The 26,598-nt window shown below is 47.8% G+C and carries 22 protein-coding genes; 15 read left to right on the forward strand and 7 right to left on the reverse strand.

Translation table 11 applies throughout. The annotated features are described in order from the left end of the window. Positions 1–9: 9 nt before the first annotated feature. Genes ACQY6Y_RS05975 through ACQY6Y_RS05985 form a run of 3 tightly spaced genes read left to right on the forward strand, consistent with a single transcriptional unit; the run spans position 10 to position 2,913 of the window. Positions 10–1,092: an ABC transporter ATP-binding protein gene (locus ACQY6Y_RS05975; protein ID WP_428379399.1), complete on the forward strand. Its 1,083-nt coding sequence runs from the start codon at positions 10–12 to the stop codon at positions 1,090–1,092. Further along, the gene (locus ACQY6Y_RS05980) at positions 1,092–2,060 is read left to right on the forward strand and encodes an ABC transporter ATP-binding protein (protein ID WP_428379400.1); all 969 of its coding nucleotides are present in this window, start codon (positions 1,092–1,094) and stop codon (positions 2,058–2,060) included. The genes ACQY6Y_RS05975 and ACQY6Y_RS05980 overlap by 1 nt, the downstream gene beginning before the upstream one ends. A gap of 40 nt (positions 2,061–2,100) precedes the next feature. Then, on the forward strand, positions 2,101–2,913 hold the full coding sequence (locus ACQY6Y_RS05985; RefSeq protein WP_428379958.1) for a GntR family transcriptional regulator: 813 nt from the start codon (positions 2,101–2,103) through the stop codon (positions 2,911–2,913). 35 nt (positions 2,914–2,948) lie between these two features. On the opposite strand, the gene ACQY6Y_RS05990 is transcribed toward ACQY6Y_RS05985, so the two are convergent. Further along, positions 2,949–3,266, reverse strand: coding sequence for an acylphosphatase (locus tag ACQY6Y_RS05990; RefSeq protein WP_428379401.1), 318 nt, complete (start codon positions 3,264–3,266; stop codon positions 2,949–2,951). Positions 3,267–3,428: 162 nt separating this feature from the next. On the opposite strand from ACQY6Y_RS05990, the gene ACQY6Y_RS05995 reads away from it, so the two are divergent. From ACQY6Y_RS05995 to ACQY6Y_RS06005, 3 genes are all read left to right on the forward strand, one after another. Beyond that, positions 3,429–4,373, forward strand: coding sequence for a DegV family protein (locus ACQY6Y_RS05995; protein WP_428379402.1), 945 nt, complete (start codon positions 3,429–3,431; stop codon positions 4,371–4,373). Between the two features lie 8 nt (positions 4,374–4,381). Then, a complete protein-coding gene (locus ACQY6Y_RS06000) occupies positions 4,382–5,125 on the forward strand; it encodes a metallophosphoesterase family protein (protein WP_428379403.1) in 744 nt (247 codons plus the stop codon). Between the two features lie 80 nt (positions 5,126–5,205). Then, on the forward strand, positions 5,206–7,107 hold the full coding sequence (locus ACQY6Y_RS06005; protein ID WP_428379404.1) for a subtype A tannase: 1,902 nt from the start codon (positions 5,206–5,208) through the stop codon (positions 7,105–7,107). Positions 7,108–7,189: 82 nt separating this feature from the next. Here the strand turns inward: ACQY6Y_RS06005 and larC are convergent, their stop codons facing one another. Together larC and larB are read right to left on the reverse strand one after the other, a co-directional pair. Next, on the reverse strand, positions 7,190–8,578 hold the full coding sequence (gene larC, locus ACQY6Y_RS06010; RefSeq protein ID WP_428379405.1) for a nickel pincer cofactor biosynthesis protein LarC: 1,389 nt from the start codon (positions 8,576–8,578) through the stop codon (positions 7,190–7,192). A 19-nt stretch (positions 8,579–8,597) separates the two neighbouring features. Continuing rightward, positions 8,598–9,371, reverse strand: coding sequence for a nickel pincer cofactor biosynthesis protein LarB (gene larB / locus ACQY6Y_RS06015; protein ID WP_428379406.1), 774 nt, complete (start codon positions 9,369–9,371; stop codon positions 8,598–8,600). Between the two features lie 248 nt (positions 9,372–9,619). On the opposite strand from larB, the gene ACQY6Y_RS06020 reads away from it, so the two are divergent. The 4 genes from ACQY6Y_RS06020 (at position 9,620) to ACQY6Y_RS06035 (ending at position 12,906) form a co-directional block, all read left to right on the forward strand. Beyond that, entirely contained in the window at positions 9,620–10,132 is a 513-nt protein-coding gene (locus ACQY6Y_RS06020) for a CarD family transcriptional regulator (protein ID WP_428379407.1), read from the forward strand. A gap of 73 nt (positions 10,133–10,205) precedes the next feature. Next, positions 10,206–10,502 (forward strand): ACT domain-containing protein, encoded by a 297-nt coding sequence (locus ACQY6Y_RS06025; RefSeq protein ID WP_428379408.1) that lies wholly within the window; start codon positions 10,206–10,208, stop codon positions 10,500–10,502. Between the two features lie 58 nt (positions 10,503–10,560). After that, positions 10,561–12,012, forward strand: coding sequence for a citrate synthase (locus ACQY6Y_RS06030; RefSeq protein WP_428379409.1), 1,452 nt, complete (start codon positions 10,561–10,563; stop codon positions 12,010–12,012). A gap of 33 nt (positions 12,013–12,045) precedes the next feature. Further along, positions 12,046–12,906: an HAD family hydrolase gene (locus ACQY6Y_RS06035; RefSeq protein ID WP_428379410.1), complete on the forward strand. Its 861-nt coding sequence runs from the start codon at positions 12,046–12,048 to the stop codon at positions 12,904–12,906. A 92-nt stretch (positions 12,907–12,998) separates the two neighbouring features. Here ACQY6Y_RS06035 and ACQY6Y_RS06040 read toward each other — a convergent pair whose 3' ends face one another. After that, complete coding sequence (locus tag ACQY6Y_RS06040; protein ID WP_428379411.1) at positions 12,999–15,281, reverse strand: KUP/HAK/KT family potassium transporter; 2,283 nt, start codon at positions 15,279–15,281, stop codon at positions 12,999–13,001. A gap of 155 nt (positions 15,282–15,436) precedes the next feature. Next, on the reverse strand, positions 15,437–17,857 hold the full coding sequence (gene rlmKL, locus ACQY6Y_RS06045) for a bifunctional 23S rRNA (guanine(2069)-N(7))-methyltransferase RlmK/23S rRNA (guanine(2445)-N(2))-methyltransferase RlmL (protein ID WP_428379412.1): 2,421 nt from the start codon (positions 17,855–17,857) through the stop codon (positions 15,437–15,439). Positions 17,858–18,151: 294 nt separating this feature from the next. On the opposite strand from rlmKL, the gene ACQY6Y_RS06050 reads away from it, so the two are divergent. Beyond that, positions 18,152–19,873: a phospho-sugar mutase gene (locus ACQY6Y_RS06050; RefSeq protein ID WP_428379413.1), complete on the forward strand. Its 1,722-nt coding sequence runs from the start codon at positions 18,152–18,154 to the stop codon at positions 19,871–19,873. Between the two features lie 187 nt (positions 19,874–20,060). Here ACQY6Y_RS06050 and ACQY6Y_RS06055 read toward each other — a convergent pair whose 3' ends face one another. Then, the gene (locus ACQY6Y_RS06055; protein ID WP_428379414.1) at positions 20,061–21,245 is read right to left on the reverse strand and encodes a hypothetical protein; all 1,185 of its coding nucleotides are present in this window, start codon (positions 21,243–21,245) and stop codon (positions 20,061–20,063) included. Positions 21,246–21,464: 219 nt separating this feature from the next. Between ACQY6Y_RS06055 and ACQY6Y_RS06060 the strand changes: the two genes are divergently transcribed. From ACQY6Y_RS06060 to ACQY6Y_RS06075, 4 genes are all read left to right on the forward strand, one after another. Beyond that, entirely contained in the window at positions 21,465–21,887 is a 423-nt protein-coding gene (locus tag ACQY6Y_RS06060) for a GtrA family protein (RefSeq protein WP_428379415.1), read from the forward strand. A 17-nt stretch (positions 21,888–21,904) separates the two neighbouring features. Further along, positions 21,905–22,471 carry a hypothetical protein gene (locus tag ACQY6Y_RS06065; RefSeq protein WP_428379416.1) on the forward strand — a complete coding sequence of 189 codons (567 nt, stop codon included), beginning with the start codon at positions 21,905–21,907 and terminating at the stop codon, positions 22,469–22,471. Further along, complete coding sequence (locus tag ACQY6Y_RS06070) at positions 22,471–23,556, forward strand: EpsG family protein (protein ID WP_428379417.1); 1,086 nt, start codon at positions 22,471–22,473, stop codon at positions 23,554–23,556. Before ACQY6Y_RS06065 ends, ACQY6Y_RS06070 begins: the two co-directional genes overlap by 1 nt. A gap of 163 nt (positions 23,557–23,719) precedes the next feature. Then, positions 23,720–24,151, forward strand: a complete 432-nt coding sequence (locus tag ACQY6Y_RS06075; RefSeq protein ID WP_428379418.1) for an arginine repressor — start codon at positions 23,720–23,722, stop codon at positions 24,149–24,151. A 129-nt stretch (positions 24,152–24,280) separates the two neighbouring features. Here the strand turns inward: ACQY6Y_RS06075 and ACQY6Y_RS06080 are convergent, their stop codons facing one another. After that, complete coding sequence (locus tag ACQY6Y_RS06080) at positions 24,281–26,536, reverse strand: transglycosylase domain-containing protein (RefSeq protein WP_428379419.1); 2,256 nt, start codon at positions 26,534–26,536, stop codon at positions 24,281–24,283. Positions 26,537–26,598: the final 62 nt, after the last annotated feature.

Raw genomic sequence — 26,598 nt, forward strand, 5'->3', positions numbered from 1 at the left:
GTGATCGCAATGACAGACAAACGCAAACAAATTCTAAAAGTGCGTGATCTTAAAATTTCATTTAAGACAGCAAATGGTCTTGTCCATGCAGTTCGCGGAGTTGACCTCGATGTATATCGCGGTGAAACGGTGGCTATTGTAGGCGAATCCGGTTCGGGTAAATCGGTCACAGCCAAACAGATCATGGGCATTCACACGCATAACCAAGTAGTAGAAGCAGGAAGTGCTGAATTTACTTATACCGATGCGACAGGGACAGAAAAAACTGTTGATCTTATGCAGCTCTCTGATAAGGAGATGGTGGGTCTTAAAGGAAACCATATTGCTATGGTATTTCAAGACCCGCTTACCTCACTTGATCCAACTATGAAAATAGAGCGTCAGTTGGCGGAGAGTTTAACTGAGCATACCGATCTTCAAGGCGATGCACTCCATGCACGTTGCGTTGAGCTGCTGGAGCTTGTAGGTATTACAAGTCCTGAGGAACGTCTTAAGAGTTATCCTCATCAACTCTCTGGCGGTATGAGGCAGCGCGTAGTTATTGCTATTGCGCTATCCTGCAATCCTGATTTGCTCATTTGTGATGAGCCTACTACCGCTCTTGATGTCACCATTCAAGCTCGTATTCTTGAACTCATACTAGAGCTTCAACGAAAATTAAATATCTCCGTGATCTTTATTACGCATAACTTGGGTGTTGTTGCAAAGGTAGCCGATTACGTCAATGTAATGTACGCCGGAAAGGTTGTGGAAGCAGGCACCACCGAGGATGTCTTTTTCGATCCTCGTCATCCCTATACATGGGGATTGCTTTCGTCTATGCCATCGGTATCTGCCAACCGAGAAGAGCGGCTCTATACGATTAAAGGTAATCCTCCCAACATGCTTAACATTATTCAGGGCGATGCTTTTGCACCGCGCAATCCATATGCTTTGGAAATCGATTTTGTCAAAGAACCACCCAAATTCTCTATTAACGAACATCACTGGGCAGCCACATGGTTACTTGATCCGCGTGCTCCCAAAGTGGAATTACCGGAGCAATTGCGTGCTCGCATTGCAGCCATGAAGCAAGAGGGAGGCGATGCATAATGTCTCAAACTCCTACGACCGATTCGGTGCCTCGCGTTGATGTTGATCCGACAAAACCTTTGCTCAGCGTGAAGCATTTAAAACAGTATTTCAAAATCCCTGGAGGAAATGTTGTCAAGGCAGTAGATGATATTTCTTTTGACATTATGCCTGGTGAAACCTTTGGTTTAGTAGGTGAGTCCGGTTCCGGTAAATCAACGACGGGCCGTGCTGTCATACGTCTTGACGAAATAACCTCAGGAACTATTGAGTTTGATGGAGATGATATTTCGGGTGCATTTTCAAAAGAGGTGGAGAAACGCCTGCGCTCCAATATGTCTATGGTGTTCCAAGACCCGATGGCATCGCTCAATCCATATCACAAGGTGATAGATACTATTGCAACCGGTCTCGATGCCCATCATCCTCATATGGATAAAAAGGAACGAGAAGCAATTGTCTACCATATGATGGATCGTGTGGGTCTTTCTCGCTCACAAGCCAATCGCTATCCAAGTCAGTTTTCTGGTGGACAACGACAGCGTGCAGGGCTTGCTCGTGCACTCATTATGAACCCCAAACTCTTAATTGCTGATGAGGCTATTTCCGCTTTGGATGTGTCCATCCAGGCCCAGGTTGTAAACCTTATGAAGGATATTCAGGAAGAAACAGGAACAGCATACTTGTTTATTGCGCATGATCTTTCCATGGTGCGCTATATCTCTGATCACATTGCCGTTATGCACCTGGGGCATATTGTGGAGTCAGGACGAACAGACGAGATATTTGCAAATCCCGTTCATCCATATACAAAATCACTCATTTCTGCAATCCCACGATTTAATCCGCAGATTGAGCGCAGCCGTCATCCGTTGGTATATGACGCTGAAGAATTTGGTATCCGTTATGATGAAGGCAGTTACCATGCCATATCTGACACCCACTCCGTCCTCGCGACCGATGAGCAGTTTTATGCCTGGCAGCGCTAAGCGCGGTTGGGGTGTCCCGACGGAGGACTCTGATATCGTGATGACGCAGCGTAAGGACCTAGTACTCGATTCATATACTAATGGGCTTCTGTATTTACAACTCGAAACTGAGCTGAAGCAGAAGATGCTTGTTGGTGAATATGCAGTGGGGGAACGTATCCCCACTGAGCCCGAACTTTGCGAAGAGTATGGGGTTAGCAGAATTACGGTGCGGCGTGCCGTACAAGATCTTGTTGATGAGGGATTATTAAAAAAGGTGCGAGGACGTGGCACTTTTGTGGCAGTTCCTAAGTATATTGTAGGTGTCGGTACCGATATCACCCATGGTTTCCATGAATTAAAAATGCAGGGCGGCATGGAAGCAGGCTATGAAATATTAGAAGCAAAAGAGATTTCGGCTTCTGGCTCTGTGCGTGAGCGCTTGCAGCTCAATAAAGATGAGACCGCTTACTATGTACGCCGTCTTATTCTTGAAGGAGATGTGCCATTTGCTATAGATGATCTCTATGTTTCATCAGCAAAGTTTCCAGGACTTTTGGAACAACTTGATGATAAAACTCCTTTTTATGATCTTGTACAAGGCACCTATAAGTATTCTTTTGGTTCTGAGGATGTTTCTTTAGATGCTTCTACTACAAGAAATGATGAAGCAAGGCTTCTAAAGTGTTCTGTTGGTGCACCTCTTTTTGTTTTGAGAAAAACTATTACTCAGTCCGATGGCTCGCCACTTCATTATTCAAAATCGATAATTCGAGCCGATAGGATTTCATATCACTTTCAAGTGGATCGTGACGGAAAAATAGAAGGCTTGAATGATCAATTCATAATAGATAAGCCATCAGGCAACAATTAAATGTATGTCCGCTGGATGTAGGGGTATCTAAACGTCTATTTCCAGCGGACAGATAGCTCACTTTCTCCTTCTACAGGCGCAATATCATCGGATTCGGTTACAACGAAAGTAAGATGGCGACGATTGTAGTCGGCCTGCAGCATGCTAAAGAAGGAAGCGATGGCATCATTGGTGCCTTGTAACTCCATTGAAACGCTTCCATCAAGTTCGTTGCGTACCCAACCGGTGCATCCAACGCGGTTGGCAATCATACAACAAGTCCAGCGAAACCCTACTGCTTGGACAGTACCTTCAAATCGAAGAGCAACTCGACGAATTGTTTCGTCAGAGATATCATATGTATCCATAGACATAGGTACTCCTATTTTTGACGTCACTTCTATGTATCGTAAACATTTTTGGTGTCCTTGTAACCTCATCCTGTCTCAGATAAGGAAGTGACGGTAATCACCTACAATGAGCAGGATTATTTGGATTACCACGTATGCCTCTGATGGTTTTCAGGAGGGAAGGCTATGGAGCCTAAATTTTTTCTCATGACGGATTCTCCCTGCGATTTTTCTCAAAAAATGGTGGATGATGCAGGAATTGGCCTCATTCGCTTCTCCTATGCTGAGGCGGATAAAACAGATGGAGGGCTTTGTGGAACAGACGATTTGTTTGAAAGTCGTTCTGCTCATGAGTTTTATGAGGCCATTCGTAAAGGCGCTCATCCTCTCACTTCACAACCTTCGCAGATGGAATTTGAAGAGCACTTTCGTCGCTGTTTAGAGCTCGATATTCCAACAGTCTATCTTTGCTTTGACTCTGCACTCTCTGGCGCTTACGAAGGAGCTTGTCTTGCACTAGCTCGTATGGAGGAAGAAGCTGGAAAGAAGCTTCCAATCTATATCGTGGATACCAAACTTGCGTCTACCGCTCAGTATCTTTTCATTGTTGAGGCCATCCACCAGCGCGATCGTGGTCTGACTGCAGAGGAAATGGTGAGTTGGGCTGAAGAGGCTCGCTACTATTTGCATGCAATGTTTATGGTAGAAGATCTCGATTGCTTGCATCGTGGTGGACGTCTGCCCAAAGGAGTTGCCGTTGTTGGCGGTGCGCTTGATGTAAAGCCGCTCCTTACCATTGATGTTGAGGGAGCACTTTCCGTAATCGGCATTACTCGTGGCAGGAGAAAGGGCATTCGTAAACTTGCCGCCAATTTTAGCAACAACCATAACCATGATGAGTTTTCCAACATTGTTTCTATTGGTAATGCTGATTGCCCTAAAGATGCAGAGCGTCTTATTGAGCTCATAAATAAAGAGGATGATTCAACCATTACGATGGTTTCAACTATTGGCCCAACTATTGGCTGCCACGTGGGTCCTGGCATGATTGCTTGCTGCTTCTGGGGAAATGATCGTCGGGAGGGAATGTCCATCTCCGATCGGATTGCTGCAAGCGTGCGCAAGTCGTAGGGAGCCCGATGGCTGCTCTCGTAACAGGAGACCTTCACGGAGGGATTGATATCCACAGGTTCTTTCCCTCAGCATTTCCTGAAGGCCGTGTGCTCACAAAAGATGATTACCTTATTGTCGCAGGTGATTTTGGCCTCGTTTGGAACTTCGGTATGGAGGAACTAGGCTGGCTCGATTGGCTCGAAGATCGACCATGGACCACGCTTTTTGTTGACGGCAATCATGAAAATCATGAGGCGTTATCTGCTTTGCCAGCAGAGCAGTGGCATGGAGGTAACGTCCACCGCATCCGTCCTTCGGTTTTGCACCTTATGCGTGGACAAGTGTTTGATATCTGTGGCAGCACGGTTTTTACCATGGGTGGGGCTACATCGGTCGATCGAGCAATGCGTGTGGAAGGTGAAAGTTGGTGGCCGCAGGAGATGCCATCTGCAGCTGAATATGCGGAAGCAGAAGCAAATCTTGCAGCGCATAACTGGTCCGTCGATTATGTCGTAACACATTGTTGTGCAACACAGCTGTTGGATACCCTCTATGATGGAGATATCTGGCAGGGGCCCGACGAACTCACCGACTGGTTTGACATGCTTGAGCATCGCCTTTTATTCAAACATTGGTATTTTGGTCATCATCATCGAGATATGGTTATTATTCCTGACCACAGGGCACTATATCGAGACATCGTGCCTTTAGGTGATGACGAACCCTTGAATCAACAGAGTAGCTCTGAAGAATTCGTGACTGATGTGTAACATTCGCCGAGAAGGTAGAGCAAAACGTCAAGAGAGCGCGAAAATGGTGAACGCAAAACTTGCGTTAGGAGGACGCTGAGATGAAGTGCAGCAGGAGGGAGTTTTTAACTCTCGCATCTACGGGCGCGCTGGCGGCGCTTGCTGGCTGTGCCTCGGAGAATACCACTCAACCTTCCGAGACCGATCAAGAAGGATCTGAAAAAGAGCAGGTAGACGTAAAGAAGTTTGAAGCTCTTAAAATTGATAACAGCGCCTGGAATTACGACGATGATAATGATGTCTGGTGGCAGAACAGGCTTACCTATTGTTTGGAGCCTGCGTCTGAAACCTATGAGCAGCTTGCCATTTATGTTCCGGGACCATACTTCACAGGAGAGCAAAAGGGTCAGACGTGGACTTGCACGATCAATGAAAACGCTGAGATTGCAGGGTTTACTCCACGAACTGCGCCGATTGTCATGCCTTTAAATCCTGGTGATTATGCGGGACAGGCTGCATCTACTGCCTATTCCTATGATGGGCTTGGCACCTATCTTGAGAAAGGCCTTGTCTATGTCTACGCTGGTTTTCGCGGTAGGAATAGCGGATACGATAGTGTAACGAATGAGTTTTTCTCCGGGGGAGCTCCCTGGGGAGCCGCCGATGTTAAGGCAGCTGTGCGCTTCCTTCGTTACAATGCAAGCTTCTTGCCGTGCGACACTTCGCGCATTATTACTTTTGGACATTCTGGTGGTGGCGGTCTCTCTGCAGTTCTTGGCACTTCTGGCGACGCGCCAGAGTATGAGCCTTACTTAAATGCTCTTGGAGCAATCACATACGATGCAGATGCGAATAAGCTGTCTGATGCCCTTTTTGGCTCAATGTGTTGGTGCCCATCGACCTCTTTTGAAGTTTCTGATGCGGGTTATGAATGGTTTGCAGGCCAATATTCTGTTGAAGGGGCTCGCGCAGACGGAACATGGACAAAGCGTCTTTCAGATGATCTCGCATCCAATTATGCGGGAACTGTTGCAAATCTCGGTTTAACCTCAGAAGACGGTACTGCGCTTACACTTGACGAGACGTCAGGTGGCATCTTTGTCGCGGGTACCTACTATGATTATCTCGTAAGTATCGTTGAAGAAGGTGCAAACGCCTTCTTTGAGCACGTGCAGTTCCCTTATACCCCCGATACGACAGTGCAGGCAAATGGTAATTTCCCCGGCGATGGTAACCTTAAAGCGGCTGAGGAAGAAGCAATTGCACGCGCCTCGGGAAGCGATGAGTCTGATGCGGGTGGTCAGGCTTCTCAGCCGGTAACCTATGCCAACGTCGATGCTTATATTGATGCACTTAACGGCAATAATTTCTGGATTTCATATAATGCGCGACGTGCCTCTGCGTCCATTACCGATCTTGGCAGCTATGTGAGTCATTGTCGTCCAGCAAATGCTTCTGTTGCGGCGTTTGACTCTATCGATTGCAACCAGCCAGCGAATCAGCTCTTTGGCAACGATGATAATGATGCGTTGCATTTTGATGGCACCATTCTCTCGTTGCTTACGCAAAATGTGGATACCTATGCCCAGCTTCAGGGGTGGAAAGAGGAATATCTGACCGATTGGGAAAACGATCTTTCTCAAAAGGATTCTCTGGATGTCTCTGTTGCTGCACGTGTTCAGATGTATGACCCACTTTATTATCTGTGTGGATCAAGCGAAGCATATGGCAAGGCAAGTGTTGCGCCGCATTGGCGTATCAACACGGGTCTTATGCAAACTACAGTTCCGCTGACTACAGAAGCCAATCTCGTTGCGGCTCTCAAGGCCTACGATGGTGTTAACGATGTTGCATTTACGCCTGTTTGGGGTGCAGGCCGTTCATTGGCTGAGCGCTCAGGTACACCAGAAGATAATTTCATAGCCTGGGTTGAACAATGCTGCGGTATAGATCCTGCAACAGTAGCAGCCAACACGGAGAAAAGCTCTGAAGAGGCACAATAGTTCATTTAGATTCTGAGAAATGATAAGGGATTAGAGCAGAAGCGCTCTAATCCCTTATTTGTAAAGTGACTCAATAAACGACTCAGTGAGAAGAGCGTGTCGCACAACAGCCCTGTGCAAGTTGCCATGCATCTTGCAGGGGAAGATGAGATGCATGGGCAAGGTTACTCACATCATCAAACTCTGGATAAGCGCGTTGAGAGCCATCTGGCAAGGTTACGATCTTTGCTTTTATGGGGCCAAACGGCGTGGCCACTTCTTCTATGCTGCGGTTAAGTACGCTTCTCTCCATAGTTGTTCGACGGATGCCTATGGTTGTTGTTGTTTCAAAGATGCAGCGCTCTAACGAGACTCTATCTTTTTCAAGACAGATGACTTGAAGTTGCCAAGCAGGTCGATTTTTCTTTGCAACGAGAGGCAGATAATGTACCTCTCGTGCCCCAGCCTCGTAGAGCCTTTCCATTGCATTGCCTAAGGCTTCACCGGTGGCATCATCTATCTCGCATTCGAGTTTTGTTACACATTCAGTATCAGTATTGGTGGAAGGGCAAGATTCAGGCACGTTCCGTGGCTCAAGAAGCATGGCACGTAACACACCTGCGCATGCATAATCGCGCTCTCCGGCTCCGATACCGCATGCCTTGATTGCAAAGTGCTGAGGTATCTGATGCTCAGTCTGGAATGCTGCTGCAAGTGCTGCTCCGGTTGGAGTTACAAGCTCTCCTTCTATCTTGCTTAGATGCATCTCAAGGCCAGTTGCTTGTACGACATTAACAACAGCTGGCACTGGAATCGGCATGATGCCATGAGCACAGCGGATGGTGCCCCTGCCCTCGGTAAGTGGACTTATTGCTACTCGCTCAATGCCCAAATCATCCAAGCATACCGAGGCAGCAATAATATCGACGATTGAATCTACCGCACCAACCTCATGAAAATGCACCTTATCTGGCGTGGTCCCATGAGCTTTAGCTTCGGCATCAGCAAGAATAGTAAAGGCCTTCTGTGCAAGTTCGCGTGCATGGTCAGTCATGTTTGCGGCTTGAATAATTGCCAGCACATCGGCAAGCCCGCGATGTACATGATGATGCTCGGCATGTGTGTGCGTGTGATGATGCTCAGTATGCGCGTGGTCATGGTGATGTTCAGTATGTGGGTGTTCATGATGATGATCGGCATGTAGGTGACCATGGTGGTGACCGGATGCATCCTCATGCGATGGAGTGCCGTGAAGCCATGCCATGTCGTGGTCATGATTCTCAAATTCATGGGTGAGCACAACATCGAAGTCACATGCATGAAGCGCGTGTTTCTCAACGTGACTGATTCGAATATCGGCAATCCCTTCAACTGGCAGACTATCAATTACCTGTCGAACAACCTGTTCGTGTGCGCCAAGATCTAAAAGCGCTGCAACAAGCATGTCGCCTGCAATGCCAGAAGAACAGTCAAGGTAAAGGATGTTATTCATGGTAGATTGCTTCATCTCCTCAGTGATTGCATCCAACATGGTTGATGAGGTGAGCCTGAAATCCTGCGCCGAAACCATTATCAATGTTTACAACGGAGACTCCGGATGAGCAAGAATTGAGCATAGCAAGAAGAGCAGCAATGCCCTGGGCGCCTGCACCATAGCCCACACTTGTAGGCACTGCAATTACTGGAGCGCTGCTCAAGCCCCCAATGACGCTTGCAAGAGCACCTTCCATACCTGCGACAGCGATAATAACCTGTGCATCTGCGATTTGTGAAGCATGTGATAAAAGGCGATGAATACCCGCTACACCCACGTCAATGAGTCGCTCAACGCTGTTACCTAAAAACTCAGCTGTTTGTGCTGCTTCTTCGGCAACGGGTAAATCACTTGTTCCAGCACAGGCAACCAGAATAGTGCCAGTTCCATCTGGCTTGGCATTTTCGCCAATAATGCCGAGATGTGATGTTTCATCCCAGTTCAGCTTAAGAGAATGCTGTGATAGCGAAGACGTTACAGCAAGAGCTTTCTGTTTGTCTAAGCGCGTAATCAGAATTCGTTTCTGTCCTGAAGCATGCAGCGCAGTAACAATACCGGTTATTTGGTCAGCTGTTTTACCTGCACCATATATAACTTCACCAGTGCCTTGTCGAATTCCTCTGGCGAGATCGAGTTGGGCATATCCAATATTTTGAATTGGTGTAAGTGAAATATCATTAAGTGCTGTTTCAGGAGAGATGGAGCCATCGGCGACGTGATCTAATAATTTTTTGAGCTCGTCTCGATCCATAACGTTTCAACTCCGATATATGTCATTGAATAGCGTGCTTGGAATAATTGTAGCGATGCAAGAGGAATGAACTCATCTGTCTTAATGTCGCAGGGCAATTATGTCGTTAAGAACTTTCAGTGAACGAAAGATAAAAAAGATAAAACAATAGACACTCATTCGTCAAAATTCAATGACAAATCAATTAACGGCTAAGAAAAACTACTTATTGGTGATAGTATGAAAAGAACACTATGAAAGGGGTGGGGATGTTTAAGGTTGGAGAGTACATTGTTCATCCCGGTCAGGGCGTCTGCCAGGTTGTCGAAGTAGGAGACGGCCCTTCTGCAGCGTATAAGCTGTTGCCGGTAGGCCGTCGTCATGCGCTTGAAATCAGTTTTCCTGTGTCTGGAGAATCTCGCCTTCGTCCCGTTGTGAGTGCTGATGATGCAAAAGGCCTTATCGATAATTACGATAATCTTGCAACAGACGACTATAAGGGTCGAAGCACCGCTCTTGAAGAAGAGCATTTTAAAGACATAATGAAGCACGGTTCCTGCCGTGACTCTATGTGTGTCGTAAAAACATTCCGCCATCGCATTGCTATGGTTCGTGCGCAAAATAAAAAGCCGCCCGTGGCGTATGAACGGATTTTAAAAGAAGCGCAGACCCGCTCGCTTTCTGAGCTTGCTTGTGCACTGCATTCCACTCCCGAAAAAGTAGGGGAGCTTTTGCGTGAACATGACTCTGAGTATGTTGCAGAGGAGCATGAAGACGCATAATAGTGCCCGCAGATTTTTTAATCGGAGTTAATAGGGTACAATTATTCAGTCGCACGTGGAGCGAGGAGGAACTATGGCCGAGACCGGGGAGTCCCCGCGTAATAGGGTGATCATTACTGTTCTGGGCAGCGATAGATCAGGTATCGTGGCAGCAGTTACAGGTGTTTTAGCCGAGTATGAAGCGAACATCCTCGATATTTCTCAGACCATTTTACAGGGCATTTTTACGATGACGATGCTCGTAGAGCTCCCTGATGTGGCGGATGCGTTTTCGCAAATTCAAGGCAAACTTGATGGTCTTTGCGAGCAGCTTGACGTTCAGATAACTATGCAGCGTGAAGAGGTATTCCGGTTTATGTACCGGCTCTAAGCGCTCACAAGCTGGTGGGCGCCTCCTGAGCCCGCCTGCGGAGCGAAGGAGGTTGTGCATGCCGAAAAAACAAACGTTCAGATTTATTCCAGCAAGTGAGACTACTGCACTTAAGCATGTAGCCGATACCTACCCCATGCCATCTGTTGGTCTTGGTCGACCGCCAGTGTCAGACCAGCTCTATGAAGGCATGTTTAAGGTCGATAAGGTTCCTGCTGAAGTATATAAGGAGCTCGACGTTAAACGTGGACTTCGTAATTCTGATGGCTCTGGCGTCTTAGTGGGTCTCACTACTGTTTCAACGGTGCATGGCTACAACAAGGTTGACGGTAAGGTTGTGCCCGATGAGGGCGATCTGATGTACCGCGGCTATCATGTTGCAGACTTAGTTTCAGCTGCACAAAGTGAAGATCGTTTTGGCTATGAAGAAGTTGCCTATCTTCTCATGACGGGGTCTCTGCCCACGCAAGAGCAGCTCGAGGATTTTTCTGCACGTGTGGCATCGCGTCGTCAGCTTCCTGAGGGTTATCTCAATATCTTCCCGCGGCCAAACCACAGTCATTCAATCATGAATGTTCTGCAGCGTGCGACGCTTATGCTCTACGCCTTTGATCGCACGCCAGATGATACGTCTCCTACGCATGAGATTGACGTTGCGCTTTCGATGCTCGGTCGTTGGCCTCGTGTTGCAGCTGTTGCACATCAAGCAAATATGGCACAAGCAAGTGGCGCGCGGCTGCTCGTACCGCCTGCACGCGAACACTATTCGATGGCAGAGACGGTTCTCGATGTCCTTCGCGGTGAAGAAGGCTTTAGCCATGATGAAGCTATGTTGCTCGACGTCATGTTGATGCTTCATGCCGAGCATGGTGGTGGCAATAATTCTACGTTTAGTTGCCGCGTGCTCTCTTCCTCGGGAACTGATGCATATTCTGCGTATGCTGCTGCATTGGGATCGCTCAAAGGACCCAAGCATGGTGGAGCAAATGCGAAAGCCGGTGAAATGGCTGATGACATTGCTCATCATGTGTCTGATTGGTCAAATGATGATGAGGTTGCAAGCTATCTTGCCAAAATCCTTAAAGGAGAAGCCTTTGATGGCGCAGGCCTGATCTATGGTATTGGTCATGCGGTTTATACCAAGAGCGATCCGCGCGCACAGATTGTTAAAGGCTATGCGCGAAAGCTCGCACAACAAAAGGGAGAAGAGCAAGCAGCCAAGTTTGATCTTATCGAACGTATAGAGCGTTTAGCTCCCGAAGTCATGCATGACGTGAAGGGTACCAACAAAGTTGTGAGTGCAAACATTGACCTTTATACCGGGTTTGTTTATTCGATGCTCAAAATCCCGCAGGACCTTTATACTCCCATTTTTGCGATTGCCCGCATGGCTGGCTGGGCAGCTCATCGTATGGAAGAGCTCTATGGTGCTGCACGCATTATCCGCCCGGCATATAACAATGCACTGCGTGGTAACCGTACCTACCGTCCAATAGCCGAACGTTCATAGTTGAGTTCATACGACAGTTCTGGAGTAAAGAGGATGTCTCAAACACTTCCTTTAGTTTTCTCTGACTTGGATGGAACATTTTTATATACCGATAAAAGCGTGCCTCAGCTTAACCTCAAGGCTCTTGATGTGCTGGCTGAGCATGGAGGGGTGTTTGTCCCATGTACAGGGAGATTTGTTCGCACCATTCCATCTGAGATTCTCAACCATCCAGCTACGCGTTTTGTAGCGCACACCAATGGAGCCGTTATCTGTTCAGTTGTACATGATCCTCAAACTGGAGTTGGAAGGATAGGCGAGACATTACGTGTTGTTCGTTTGGACGCAGATAGAATTTTGTCTGTTGTCAACGCTTTAGAAGGGCGTGATGTTCTTCTCGACATTTTTACCGACGAGGGGGTTATGACGAGTTCAGGTGACTACGCTCGCTTGCCAGAGTTTGTGGACGATCCTCATGTGCTTAAACTTGTTACAGCTACGAGGACGCCCGTGGACATGCCTTTCAAAGAGATCATTCAAAAGTGGAGTGGCTGTATTGAACGCTTAACAGTCTTTTGGCACAATCCGGCAGACGCTGAGGCGATACGGGCCATAACTCAGCAGACCTCGCATCTCTCTTGTGTGAGTTCTATGTCCTGCAACTTTGAAATATCGGATTCCCGTGCAACAAAAGGCGCTGCTTTGGAATGGATAAGCTCGCTTATTGGTGTAAGTCCAGAGCAAACAGTGGCATTTGGTGATTCGGCAAATGATGTACCTATGCTCTTGTCAGCAGGCGATGGTGTGGCAATGGCAAACGCAACGCCTGAGGCGCAAGCTGCAGCAGACCATATCGCGGCATCAAATGATGAATGTGGTGTTGCTCAGTATCTCGAAACGCTATTCCAGATTTAGGTAAGAGCTTGTTTTGAGTAAGAGCTTGTCTTGTAAAAAAGGGTGCTTGCAAATTGCAAGCACCCTTTCTCGTTGTAAGAAGGAATGAAAAGCTACTCTTGAGTGCTTTCAGTGTCTTCTGGGGTCTCTTCAAACTCTCCTTCGTCGTCTTCTTCCTGGTCAAGACGAAGCGGCTTAAAGCTTGCAGTATCACCACCGACAAGACGCTCTTCTGCTTCCTCAACATTCTTTACGCGCTCTGAGCGCATGGTGACGGAGAAAATATCCTCATCGTCATCATCGTTCGATGCAGTGTGCGTCATCTTGTTTTGATGAGCAAAAGCAGTCTCAGAGAGAGGAATGCGGATCAGCTTATGTTGACGCTTTGTCTTGGCAAAAAGTGGAACAAACTCAAGCACAATGCTGGAGTTCTCGAGGCCATACCAGCGAGCAGGTGAACCACAGAGGCCGCGGATGAAGTACTTCACTTCCATGCAGCGCCTATCAAATCCGGAAATAGCTGTTTCAGGGGATAGGACCTTACGAATTAAGCAGAAGCGGAAGTCTCCAACGGCACTGTGTTCGCGGTAGATCGAATACTTGTGATCTTGTGGGGTCAGCTGGCCGGACTGAATGAGATCGCCAACAATTTGATAGAGATAGGTGTTAACGCGCTGGTTAACCTTAAAGCCCAGGCGTAGCTGGATCTTAAATAAGAAGTCGGTATCAAAGCTATTGACGACAAACTCGTGCGTAAACGGCTCATCAGTTACCTGTACGTTTAGGAAGTAGTAGGCCTTGGCACGCTTCGGACGCTTATCCAAAATTGAGTACAGGATGTCACGATCGAGTTTATCGAGAGAAGAGTCGTTTGTCAGAAAGACGAGGTTATCAGCAAGCAGCGGATACGATTCGTCGTGGCTGAGATCAAAGAGCTGATCGAGATACTTATCAACAGGCAGAAAGACCGTTTGAGTGCGCTCTACGGCTGTGCCACGACGCCAGACATACATAATGGCAAAGATGGCAGACGCCATAAGAAGCGTGACATAGCCACCATGGAAGAACTTGGTGAGACTTGAGAAGAAGAACATGAACTCAATAGCACCAAAGAAGATCGCAAATGGTATGGCCAAAAATTTCTTATGACGAATTTTGGATAGGTAGCTGAAGAGCAGGATGGTGGTCATGAGCATAGTGACCGTAATTGCCAGGCCGTAAGCTGCTTCCATATGAGCCGAACTCTGGAAGAGAAGAACAACACCGATACAGGCAACCCACATGATGTTATTGACCATGGGGATATAAATCTGACCCTTTGTTTCTGAAGGATAGTTAATGCGCATGTGAGGCATGAGGTCCAAGCGCACTGCCTCCGAAACAATCGAAAACGAACCAGTGATGAGCGCCTGAGAAGCAATAATTGCTGCAAACGTTGAAAGAACAACAGCAAACACGCGCGTCTGCTCAGGCAGCATTTGGAAAAATGGATTGAGATCGTTAATAGCTGCAAGCTGTTCGCTACCACGGTTGGCAATGAGCCAGCTGCCCTGTCCAAGATAATTGAGGATGAGGCAGACTTTTACAAACGGCCAGCTTGCATAGATATTGCTTTTACCAACATGTCCCATGTCAGAATAAAGCGCCTCAGCACCTGTGGTGCAGAGAAAGACATTGCCCAATACCATGATTCCTGCAGCATTAAGGTTGCCATTAAACAGGAACATAATGCCGCGCAGAGGGTTAAGAGCGCGCAGGATACCAAGATTAGCAAAGATATAAGGAATACCGGCAATTGCTAAAAACAAAAACCAAAGGGTCATGATAGGACCAAAGGCTTTGCCAATTTTTGATGTGCCGGCTTTTTGCAAGAAGAAAAGTATGCAGAGGATGCAGATAACAACAATAATTACTACTTGCTGGCCATCGCCGATAAAACTGTAGAAGAAATCAATAGTTCTGAGGCCCTCAATCGCTGTCGTAACGGTAACAGCTGGAGTAAGAATGCCATCTGCAAGAAGCGCAGCGCCACCAATCATGGCTGGGATAATGAGCCACTTGCCACAGCGCCGTACCAGGCTATAAAGAGCGAAAATACCGCCCTCATTGTGGTTATCTGCCTTCATGGCAATGAGAACGTATTTAACGGTGGTGATAAGCGTGAGCGTCCAAATAATGAGTGAAAGGGCTCCCAAGACCACGTCGGTAGTCATGGTGGCCAAACCGCCGTTGCCTGAAGTAATAGCCTTAAGTGTGTACATGGGGCTCGTGCCGATATCTCCATATACGACACCGAGTGTAACAAGCAACATGCCCGCACTAAGCGGTATGCCCGCCGACTTGGGTCGACGCGATTTTACGCCTGACGGGCGAGCGGGCGTAGAAACTGTTTCCATTTCTATGGCTCCTTGTGTACGTACCGATACGGCTTATGTGGTTCCAGTCGCATCGACGGTTATGCTTAAAAGCACAACACATCCATAACATCGTCGCACATTGTAGCAGCGACACGGAATATATACACGTATTAGAGGCAGAGTCTTTAATCAGTTTATGAGTGCCGCAGATACATCGGACGTTTTTGATCTTTCTTGTTATGTTTTATCTGGGAATTGCGCCGATAATTTGCATTGGTAGGACGAGGCTTATTTCTTGCTCCAGGCTTTTCTGTTTGCGATAGCTGTTTCGGCTGTGATGCTTTGGGGGCGCGTTTTACCAGATAGCAGTGGTGGATTTTGGGATTGCGCGCAAAATCTTCCGGAATGGTCTGCTTGGTAATATCTTCAAGAACAACGCCAGCTCGTGTGAGCTTTTCAATGTCCGGTTTAAAAGAGCGCAAGTTACAGGAAAACACGCAAACCCCGTCTTTATTGAGGATGCGGGAAATATTGATAAGAAGCTCAGCATGATCGCGCTGAACATCAAAAGAGCGTTTACGCATGCGCGAAGAGTTGGAAAAAGTTGGTGGATCACAGAAGATGAGATCATAGCGTTCATGCTCGTGTCGCTGGTCGCTTACCCAAGAAAGAACGTCTGTCTGAATGAAGCGATGGGTTTCTGCGGTAAAGCCATTGTGGCGCATATTTCTCTGCGCCCAATCCAGATATGTTTTTGAAAGATCAACGGTAACGGTGTTGTTTACCCCTCCATCAGCTGCATAGCAGGTTGCTGTTCCTGTATAAGCAAAAAGATTGCAGAATCTGCCAGTAGCTGGGACGCGCTTCGCAAGTTCACGAATCATTGATCGTGTTTCGCGATGGTCGAGAAAAATACCACAGTCAAGATAGTCATCGAAGTTGACTTCAAAAGTGAGACCGCCTTCTTCAATGAGTTTGGGGCGTTTGTGGCGAGCTTGTTGTTTATGACGGCTCGAGATTGAGGTCTGTGCGTATTGGGACCCACCCTTTGAATGCGTACGAATACGGATGTACATATCATTCGTATGCACGTTCAGCACTTCTGGTGTAATGGCAAGAATATCGAGCAGCCGTTTGCGAGCGAGATCTGAATCAATTTCCGATGGCGCAGCGTACTCTGAGATAAGACACCAGCGGCCCGAAGGAATAAGCTCACCTCCTGCTGCTTTGCTCGGTCGAGCAATTCCTTCAAACAAATCGATAGAGACGGCGTAATCGGGAAGATCAGCGTCATACACGCGATAGCAGTGAATATCTTCTCGCTGAGCCCATTTCCTCAGACGGCGATACTTTTTTGTAAGTCGAGCGGCAAATTGATTAGAGGTAGGAATCAGGACTGGGACTATATGGTTGTCCCCAACGATCACCTGTACAGGATTTCCTTCACGCTCTGAGAGATGGTAAGAACGCAACGTTGCCTTGCTGCGTGCATACAGAATCTCACTCGATTCGTAAGCTTGGCAACGAAGGGCTGCATCGAGTGTGCTATCTGGAGATAGAGCTACAAGAGGGGTAGAAGCTGGCAGCGTTTTACCTATGGTAGATGCGCTGCTCAATATGGAGGCTTGTAGTGGGAGATTATCGGGTTCAGCAAGCGTGGCATCGATAAGTGCCAGCGGGGTAGAGGGAAGCTGAGCAATTGCATCTTGTAACGAAGACGTGTCATTTGTAGACAGTAAGATGGGCTCGACAGCAATTCCTGCACTTCTCAGAGCGCTTCTGATGGTAGACTCCCATCCACGACGAGAATCACATGCTATGACATGTACATTGCGTGCTGCTTGTTGCTCAGATCGGCTTTGCGCTTCTTCATAAAGTGCATCCCAAGTGCTTGCATCGTGATTTGCCCAGGCATCAAATCCCCAATGGGGGCGGAGAAGCCCAGGAGCACGATCGAGTGCCTGAGAAATACCTTCGATGACAAGGGAGCCAGCTCCGGCACAGCCAACAATAAGTGAAGGATCTTCATGCCTACAGTTTCGAAACCACTGCCCATAAGCCAGGAGGGCAGCGGCATAGTCGGCTCTGAGCTGGGGAAGACGAGCATTGTTTTTGTGGGAAAGCTCCCATCCACGACGGAACAGCGCGTCTCCTGAAAGGTCGATACCAATAGCAGCACGCTGCTCGTGAATACGACAAGCAATACGCAGATCTGGATGAGTGGGATCTGTGGCGATGCGAATGCCTGCACGCGAGAGCATACGATCTGCGATACCGTCTTTGGTGCGTAAAGCTATGAACTGTGTATTTCTCAGATTCTCGTTTGTGCCATGAGCATCTACGGCAATGCTTTTGCCGCGCGGAATGTGATGCTCCCATGCGATGTGAGCAACACCTTCATAAAGTGCATCGGAATCAGTAGCATCAATGCGCTCAAAAATGCAGATAATGCGTGAGGCAATTCTTGACCAAAGACAGGCGCGGTATCCATCTTTGATGCTGCCTGAAAAGGTTACCTGTCCGGTGAGAGCGCGTACTTGGGTAAGACCAAGAGATGCAAGTTCTGCAGAAAGCAGTCTCTCAAGGCCCTTGGGGCAGGTAGCTACAAACTCCATCGTCTGCCTTTCTTCATGAGGGGTTTTGCGCCGCTCTTATCGATAAAAAAGGTTGTTGTTAGAGAGATAAATAATAAATGTAATGATTATATCTTCATAAAGTGTCTGCACATGTGCTCACACCCTTCTTCTCGCCGAAAACAGAGCGCGTTTACCCATGCCCGACGCATAAATGGCACGTGAGCGATACCATGTGGTCTAGTTGGGATTGTGCTTGGTGTTCAGGTTGGTTCTATGAAGCACGCCTGTGACATCGTGCACCAAAGTCGAAGGATACGACAAAGAGGATGTCAAATGGACAAGACTATTGAAGAAAGAGTAGAACTGTGGCGTGCTAATGTGACAGACCCTGATCTTAAAGAGGAGCTTGAGGCGCTCGTAGCTGCTCAGGATGAGGATGGTCTTGTCGACGCTTTTTATCGTGACCTTGCATTTGGTACAGCAGGTCTTCGTGGTACGCTTGGCGTTGGTACAAACCGCATGAATGTGTATGTGGTGGCGCAGGCAACTCAGGGTGTTGCAGACTATCTCAATGCACATTATGAGAATCCTACGATTGCTCTGGCGCGTGACTCAAGAAACAAGGGTGAAGATTTCCAGCGTGTAGCAGCCGGTGTTTTAGCGGCCAATGGCATTCATGTATATGTTTATCCACGTATTGAGCCGGTTCCTACGCTGTCTTTTGCCGTGCGCTATCTGCATACGTCTGCGGGCATTGTTCTTACTGCATCGCACAATCCTGCCATCTACAATGGCTATAAGGTCTACAACGACAACGGTGGTCAAATTACAGATGAGGCGGCAGCTGAGATTTCTGCCAACATTGCTCAGGCCGATCCGTTTGCAGTTGCTTGCATGGATTTTGACGAGGGAATCGAAAAGGGGCTTATCGAGTGGACGCCCGAGGAAGTTCTCGATAGCTTTATTGAGAACATCAAAAAGGTTTCGGTTCCTGGTTTTAAAGCTTCTGATGACTACTCTGTCGTTTATACGCCGCTCAACGGAACAGGTATGGAGCTTGTAACCCGTATCCTGAAAGAGATTGGCGTTGAGAATGTAACGGTTGTCCCAGAGCAGGCCGAGCCGAATGGCGATTTCCCCACGTGCACCTATCCCAATCCTGAGTTTCGTGAGGCGCTCGATCTGGCACTGCAGCTTGCAGAGAAGGTTAAGCCTAATTTGGTAGTTGCCACCGATCCGGATGCCGACCGTATGGGTACCGCTATTCCTCACGATGGCGACTATGTATTGCTCTCGGGCAACGAGATGGGCGTGCTGCTCATGGATTGGCTTGCCTCTATGGCGGCTGACCGTGGTGAAGATGTTTCTCGTAAAGTTGCAGTATCCACAATTGTTTCCTCCGCTATGCCGGATGCCCTTGCCCGTGATCATGGCTTCGAGATGCGTCGTGTGCTTACAGGCTTTAAATATATTGGCGACCAGATTGATCAGCTCAAAGATGAGGGCGAAGAGGATCGTTTCCTCATGGGCTTCGAAGAGTCCTATGGTTACCTGGTTGGTACGCATGCACGCGATAAAGACGCCATTGTTGCCACAATGCTTTGCGTAGAGATGGCTTCACATTATGCAGAGCTTGGCATGGACCTTTATGAGGCAATGGATGCTCTTTACAAGAAATATGGCTACTACCTTAATGGCACCGTCAATGCTTCCTTCCCTGGTGCCGCAGGTGCAGAGAAGATGGCCCAGATTATGACCGATCTGCGTCAAAATCCTCCGGCAGAAATTGCAGGATATAAGGTTGTTGGTATGACCGATTATGCTGCTGGCGCCGAGATGCCACGTGTTTCTGGTTTGCAAAAGGAAGCTCCACAGACACTTCCTTCCGCTAACGTTATCGAATTCCGTTTGGAGGATGATAATAAAGTTATCTTCCGTCCCTCTGGTACGGAGCCCAAGGTGAAGGCATATCTCTTCTCAAAGGGTGCCACACGCGAAGAGTCTGAGGCGGTTCGCGATAAGCTTCGCGAGGCTTCCGAGGCTATTCTTTCCTAAGGATGCTGTCGAGCAGTAAGCGAATGTAGTTTTAACGACATACATTCGTTACGTTAATGCCCCTGACTAACTCGGAGTCAGGGGCATTCTTTGTGAGCTCAATAAGTTGAGGAAATGTTTACGTAAGCAGCAGACGCTTGCTCTCAGCTGACTCTGTCAAATTCATACAAAGTCCCACAGAGTCTACTTATTCCTCAGTGTTTGTTTCTCCAGAATTTGAGTTGGAAGAAGTTCCAGAATTTGAGCTGGAAGAATCTCCCGTATTTGAACTTGAGGAGTTATTGGTTGTGTTTTCATCATCTGTGTTTTGATCTGTATTAGTGTTGTCTGCAAGATGAAGGACAAAAATCTGCTCGCTATACGAAGAGATAGTTGCTGCCGACCAAGGGCGTTTTGCAACCTCGCTTGAGGTGGGGTCATAGACATTTACCGCCTGATCCTCATTGAGGCTGACACAAATGACATAGTGCGAATCTTCCGTAAGTGTGTCTGCGCGAACAAGGCAAATGACGGGGTGAGCATTCTGGAGTGATGCAACAATTTCTCCAGCACTAACCTCTGGCGTTTCACAATACAGACCTATGCCAGCAGCTTCTGAGCTGAAGAACTCTGCCGTTGTGTAGGCATCTCCAGAGGCATAACCTCCATCAGCGGCAAGGGAGGCCATGTCTGCTGGTGAGCGGTCGTTAGATCCTGTGAGTCCCATATATGCCATAGACATACAGGTTGGACCCGAGCCTGATACTCCGAGAGGGAGCCCTGCATAGTCAACAAATCCCCAACGCTCATCCCAGTCGTAAAGCTCTGGGACTGTGCCTTGAGTAACCGTATCGGTGTAGGACTGAGAGGTCTTTTCGGCTGTTGGTACCTTCGAAACAAAATCGATAGCCTCAGGCTCTCTCAGGGCTAGCTGAACAATGGATTCATTCGAGTACTTATCGGCATTCTTAGCAATTTCCTCGAGTTTATCAGCATCGGAAAGAGCGGAGTCAAGCTCGTTTGTAAGCGTATCGGAAATGCCGGAGGCCACACGTGCGTTTGATTGATCAACATCGACGGTCTCGTCTTTATTACTGGTGCAACCGCGTATGCAGCTAGAAACGAGCACAAGCAGAAGGATGACAATAACAATCGCTATTCCGCCTAGAAGCAGCAAACGCCTGTCGGGCAAAGACCGACCGTCGCGAAAGTTGATGTTATGTGATTGCAGCGAATACCCAGTGTCGTGCCGTCCTCTGAGCCTTCTGCCTTGTTGCTGATGTTGACGGCCTGATCCCTGGCGTGAGGGTCGACGTCCTTGTCCTGAGCCCTGCCGAGAAGAGCGTGCCTGACGTGGCCTGCGCTCTTGGCGTGGTCTTTCGGATTGTGGCATAGTTTGACCCCTTCGATCGATGCTGTCTCGATACCTCATGCAAGACAACGGTTATATATACGAATGCTTATATAAAGAAAAGAATAGCGTTCTTTCCATGTGGGCGTGCTGCAGGTCGGCATGCGGAGCAATAACAGGTTATCGTGTTATCGATAAAGACATAATTACGTAGCTAAGAACTTTCAAATGGCACCTATGCGGTGTGCAGGAGAGGTGTGTATGGGCAAGCTTATCGAACAGTTTCTTAAATTTGGGGTTGTTGGAGTCATAGCAACCATTATCGATTTTGGTGTACTTGTTTTTCTTCATGAATGTTTTGGTATTGATCCAATCATAGCTGCGGCCATCTCATTTATTGTGTCGCTGATTTTCAACTACCTCGCGTCAATGCGTTTTGTATTTACGCATCGAGAGGATCTTTCAAAAGCTCGTGAGTTTGCCATCTTTCTCGTACTTTCAATTGTTGGCTTTGCTCTGAATGAGTTTGTCATGTGGGGCGGCGAGCTGGTGCTTGAGGATATGGGCGTCAACTATGATGGCGGACCTTACTATGTAGCGGTAAAAGTGTTTGCAACCTGTATTGTTATGATCTGGAATTTTGCGAGCCGTAAAAAGTGGCTCGATGCAAGTAGCGAGAAATAACGCTGGGCAGAGAAGCCATGGCTTGGTTTTCAAAATATCTGCGCCTTCTTCCAGCGGTAATCGGTGGCTTACTCGGGCTAATAATCGGGTTGATTATCGGCCTGAAGAGCTTGGGACTGCCTCTTATGCCTGGATCCGTCATTGAGGTGTGTTATGTAGAGGTTGAGCAAAAATCAGATGCTCACTTGGTTTCTGCTCGTGAAGTTGCGCGAGATGTGGCGACATCTGCCATGATTCCAGCTCTTGTATCTACAGGCACGACGCCATCCATATGGAATGTCGTATGGCTGGGAGATTCAGACCTAGTACTCATTGCTTCTGCGCAAGAACAAACGGATGCGGAAGCTCGTATAGAAGCAGCAAAAGGCGACCTTGCTCAAGCAGTTGAAGATCACAATACCAACTTGGAGTCTTACGCGCTTTGCGATGTGGTTCCAAGCAATGAATTGGAGCATAGGGCAACTGGTGTGCTTATGGACAGACTTGCTTCAACGATTCTTGTTGGTACAGGTATTGGGTTCTTAGGTGGGTTGGCTGTTTGGCATATTCGGCGAATGTGCGCAGGGGAGGATAAGCGACTTTGATGGTATATCTTGCCCTTGGCTTGAGTGCAGTGCTTCTCACAAAGGGTGCAACTACAACCGACAAGCTGTCTGTGCGGCGCTGCTTATGGCTCCTTGCTTTTCTCGTGCTCTTTATTCCTGCGGCCTTACGCCATGACATAGGAGTGGATTACTCACGTTATCAAGGCTATGAGGAGCTCTTTGATATCTATACTTCAGGCGGATCCATCTCTGAAGGGATGGATATAGGTTTTGTCCTTCTTATTAGGGTATTGGGACTCTTCACGCAAAATGCTCAGTGGCTCTTTGTGGTAACGTCTGCTTTTATTATTGGCCTTGTTCTACGGGCATGCCAAAAGCTATCTCCAGACCCCACGCTGTCAGTGGCGCTTTTTTTAGTAGCAGGCTTGTATCTTGAGTCGTTAAATATCGTAAGACAATGGATGGCAATTGCCTGTGTTCTTAACGCGTTTATATGGATCAAAAACGACAGAGGTATGGATAAGATCCAGTGCTTTATTCGATATGCACTGTGGGTAGTGGTTGGCGCAAGCTTCCATGCAAGCGCATTGCTGTGGCTGGCGGTTTATCCACTTTTCTATCTGCCACTCAACAGCAAACGTATGGTGGCAGTAACGCTGATAAGTACGGTAGGTCTTTCGGTGTGTGGAGCGTGGTTGCTGCCGACAGTGGCTGGTGAGCGCTTTGGTCGCTATCTCGTAGCTGGAGCAGGTGGTTATGCATCTGCGGACCCTCATATCGATTCAATACTTACAGCGCTTGTCATGCTTCTCTTTGTATGCTGGGCGAGATGGCATGATAAAACATGGGATTTCTGGACATGTTGTTTAGGGGTTTGTCAGGCACTAGGTGTTTCGCTGTTATTGTCAGGCTTCTTTCTTCCTGCAATTGTCGATCGCGTTGCTCGGTATTTTCTTCCCTTGTTAATCTTGCAACTTCCCTGGGCGCTTACTCGAATTGAAAATAAAGATCTCCGTCAGGCATATGCTTTAGGTATGGTTGCTTGTTGGCTTTTAGTTACTTTTATACGGGTTGGCCTTGGTGGACAATATGGCGTTGTCCCGTATCAATGGGTATTTGTATAGCTAAAAATTGGGAATTTACCTATAGTTTATTCGTTGAAATGAAATGGAAACCTATTGGGCCGATTTAATCATTAAATTCAGGACCAATTATGCAACTATTAGTATGTATCGCCGAACCCGGCATACGTATTACAGAAACGTCGTCCGAACGGGGGCGGTACCAATGGTTAAAAGGCGGAATAGTCGCCAGGATGCAATTCGTGAGATTGTGCGTGGAAAGTCGATTAAGACTCAGCATGCATTAGTAGAAGAACTTGAGGCAGAAGGATTTGCTTGTACACAAGCAACGGTTTCTCGTGATATTGCAGATATGGGTTTGAGAAAGCTTCCAGAGGGCGTATATGTGCTCGCTGAGGACTTACATATGCAGCGTATGGTTTCGGAGCTTGTGCAGCATGTGAATTGTGCTGACAACTTGGTGCTTGTGAAAGCTCAGCCTGGTACAGCTCCTGGTATTGCCGCTGCAATTGATGCGGCAGATTTGTCTGAAGTAGTGGGAACTATTGCAGGGAACGATACTGTTCTCGTTGTTACCGATTCAGCAGAGAAAGCCCACGTATTTGCGTCTCTCATAAACAATTTACGCAACGCTTGATGTGCATACAGGAATAAGCGCAACACTTCATAGCTAAGCTAGCAGTTGTGGCAATAAGAACCTTCATGAAAAAGGGTTGGAACTTGTTTGTTCCAACCCTTTTATGCGTTCGGTTTGAGTAGCTCTCAATCAAAGAAGCCACGGAAGTGTGAGTGGCGAGTTATACCAGAGTCCCAAAAACGCAGCTATACCAGTACCGGATTGCGCAGGAGGAGTAGTGCTTCCAGTTTCGCCTCCGTCTGAAGTATCACCGCCTTGTCCAGGATTTGAAGGAGTCTCTCCAGTGGATCCACCATCGCCTGTAGAAGGAGTCTCAGACGTCTCGGTGCTCTGAGAGTTATCTGAAGAAGAGGAGTTTTGATCTTTCTTTGTTTCCTCTTTCTTTTCTTCTTCTTTCTTATCCTTCTCTTCTTCTGCCTTACGATCCTCTTCTATTTCACTCTGGCTCTTTGTAGCAGAGAAGGTCCAAGAGCTATTCGGCTTGTATTCAGGATCAGCTGCCTCGGGGAATTCCTCACGAGGTGTACCTGCAAGCGTCTTTGCAAGGTATCGACCGAAAATGGGGCAGGCTGTGTTGGAAGGATGGCCTTCAGAGCCGTAGACATAGATAGGTGCTTCTTCGCGGTAACCAACCCATACAGCTACAGAGATTTGTGGTGTATAGCCGCAGAACCAAAGGTCACGGGCATTTTCAGTCGTTCCTGTTTTGCCTGCAATGGGCTGGTCGACTCCATTGGTGTAGTTAAGTACAGCCGTTGCGGTACCACCTGAGTGGTTGACAACACCAGAAAGCACCTCGGTGGTTGCATGCGCAACCTCAGCTGTTAGTGCTTGAGTTGGATTATCTTGATGCTCGTATACGGTATTGCCATTGCGGTCTTCAATCTTTGTAATGGCTACCGCATCGTGGTGCACACCACCGGAAGCAAGGGTGGCATAGGCTTCTGCCATCTGAATGGGAGGAATACCAATAACGCCGAGAGTGAGTGACTCGTAGGCGGGTAAGTCCTCATCAATACCCATAGCTTTAGCGGTATCAACGATCTTTTGTGCGCCAATCGCTTGGGCTACTTGAGCATAGCCTGTGTTAGAAGAGTACTCAGTCGCGCGTGCGAGTGTGATGGTGCCATAACTTGTATTCGCATAGTTTTGTACGCGCCATGTTGAAGAGGCCTGAATAGGTGAGTTGCAGTTGAGATAAATCTGCGGGTTCATGCCATCACCTATGGCCGCAGCAAGCGTGAAGGCTTTAAAGCTTGAACCAGCCTGCCTACGAGCTTGTGTTGCAAGGTTGAACTGGTTGGCATTGAAGTCACGTCCACCGATCATGGCCTTTACGTAACCCGTATCAGGGTCGATGGCAACAAGGGCAGCCTCGAGTGAATCATCGCCAATATCGTTAAGCGTTTCCTGTACTGCTTCCTCTGCGGCTTGTTGACTTGCAGGGTCAAGCGTGGTGTATACCTGCAAACCACCCTGGAAGATAGTGTCAGAGTCAAAGTCTTGCTGAAGCAGCTCTTTGATATAGGCAGTGAAGTATGGATAGGTGCCATTCTCATCCATAACCGAGTTGCCAAGATTGAGCGTGATATCTGTTCCGACCGTTTGGTCGTACTCTTCCTGCGTGATAACGCCGTTGCTCAGCATGCGCCGCAAAACAAGATCACGACGGCTCTTACAAGCATCCATATTGACGGTAGGATCGTAATAGCTTGGTGAGTTTGGAATACCAATAAGTGTGGCAGCTTCATTAAGGGTGAGCTCGCTGGCGTGCTTATTGAAGTAGGTGATAGATGCTGCTTCAATGCCATAGGCACCATAGCCGTAGTAAATGGTGTTGAGATACATCATCAAGATTTGATCTTTGGTGTACATCTTCTCCATTTGAATAGCAATGTAAGCCTCACGAACTTTACGTTTGAGAGAGATCTCGAACTGTTCGTCAGAAAGAACTGTGTTTCTTACAAGCTGCTGAGTAATGGTAGATGCGCCTTCAGAGCCACCAAAAAGCTGGCCAACGGCAGCGCGAATAACGCCTTGAGGGTCTACACCGTTGTGTTGATAGAAACGCTCGTCCTCAACAGCGACGGTTCCCTCAAGAACATAGGGAGATACTTCATCTTCTGTAACGCTGCGGCGATTTTGTAGATAGAACTCAGCAATAAGATTGCCATCGGCATCGTAGACCTGAGTTGGTTCGGCTACGAGATATGCGTCTGCCGAAGTATAGTCCGGAAGGTCTTCAAGCCAAGAATCTACAAGCGTTCCAAGCGACACTGCCAAGGCGATGCCGAGAAGAGCTAAAAATCCCAAAATACCGGCGGCGCCAAAGCCTATAAAGTGAGTCTTGGAGTGCTTACGCGCGCGTCTGGTGCGAACACCCATTGTTCCTCCTTTTTTGGTCGCCCATCATTATGGGGGTTAACCAGACGTAGGAAAGAATTATT

Source organism: Olsenella sp. Marseille-QA0557 (assembly GCF_965119725.1).
Taxonomy (GTDB): Bacteria; Actinomycetota; Coriobacteriia; order Coriobacteriales; family Atopobiaceae; genus Coprovicinus; species Coprovicinus avistercoris.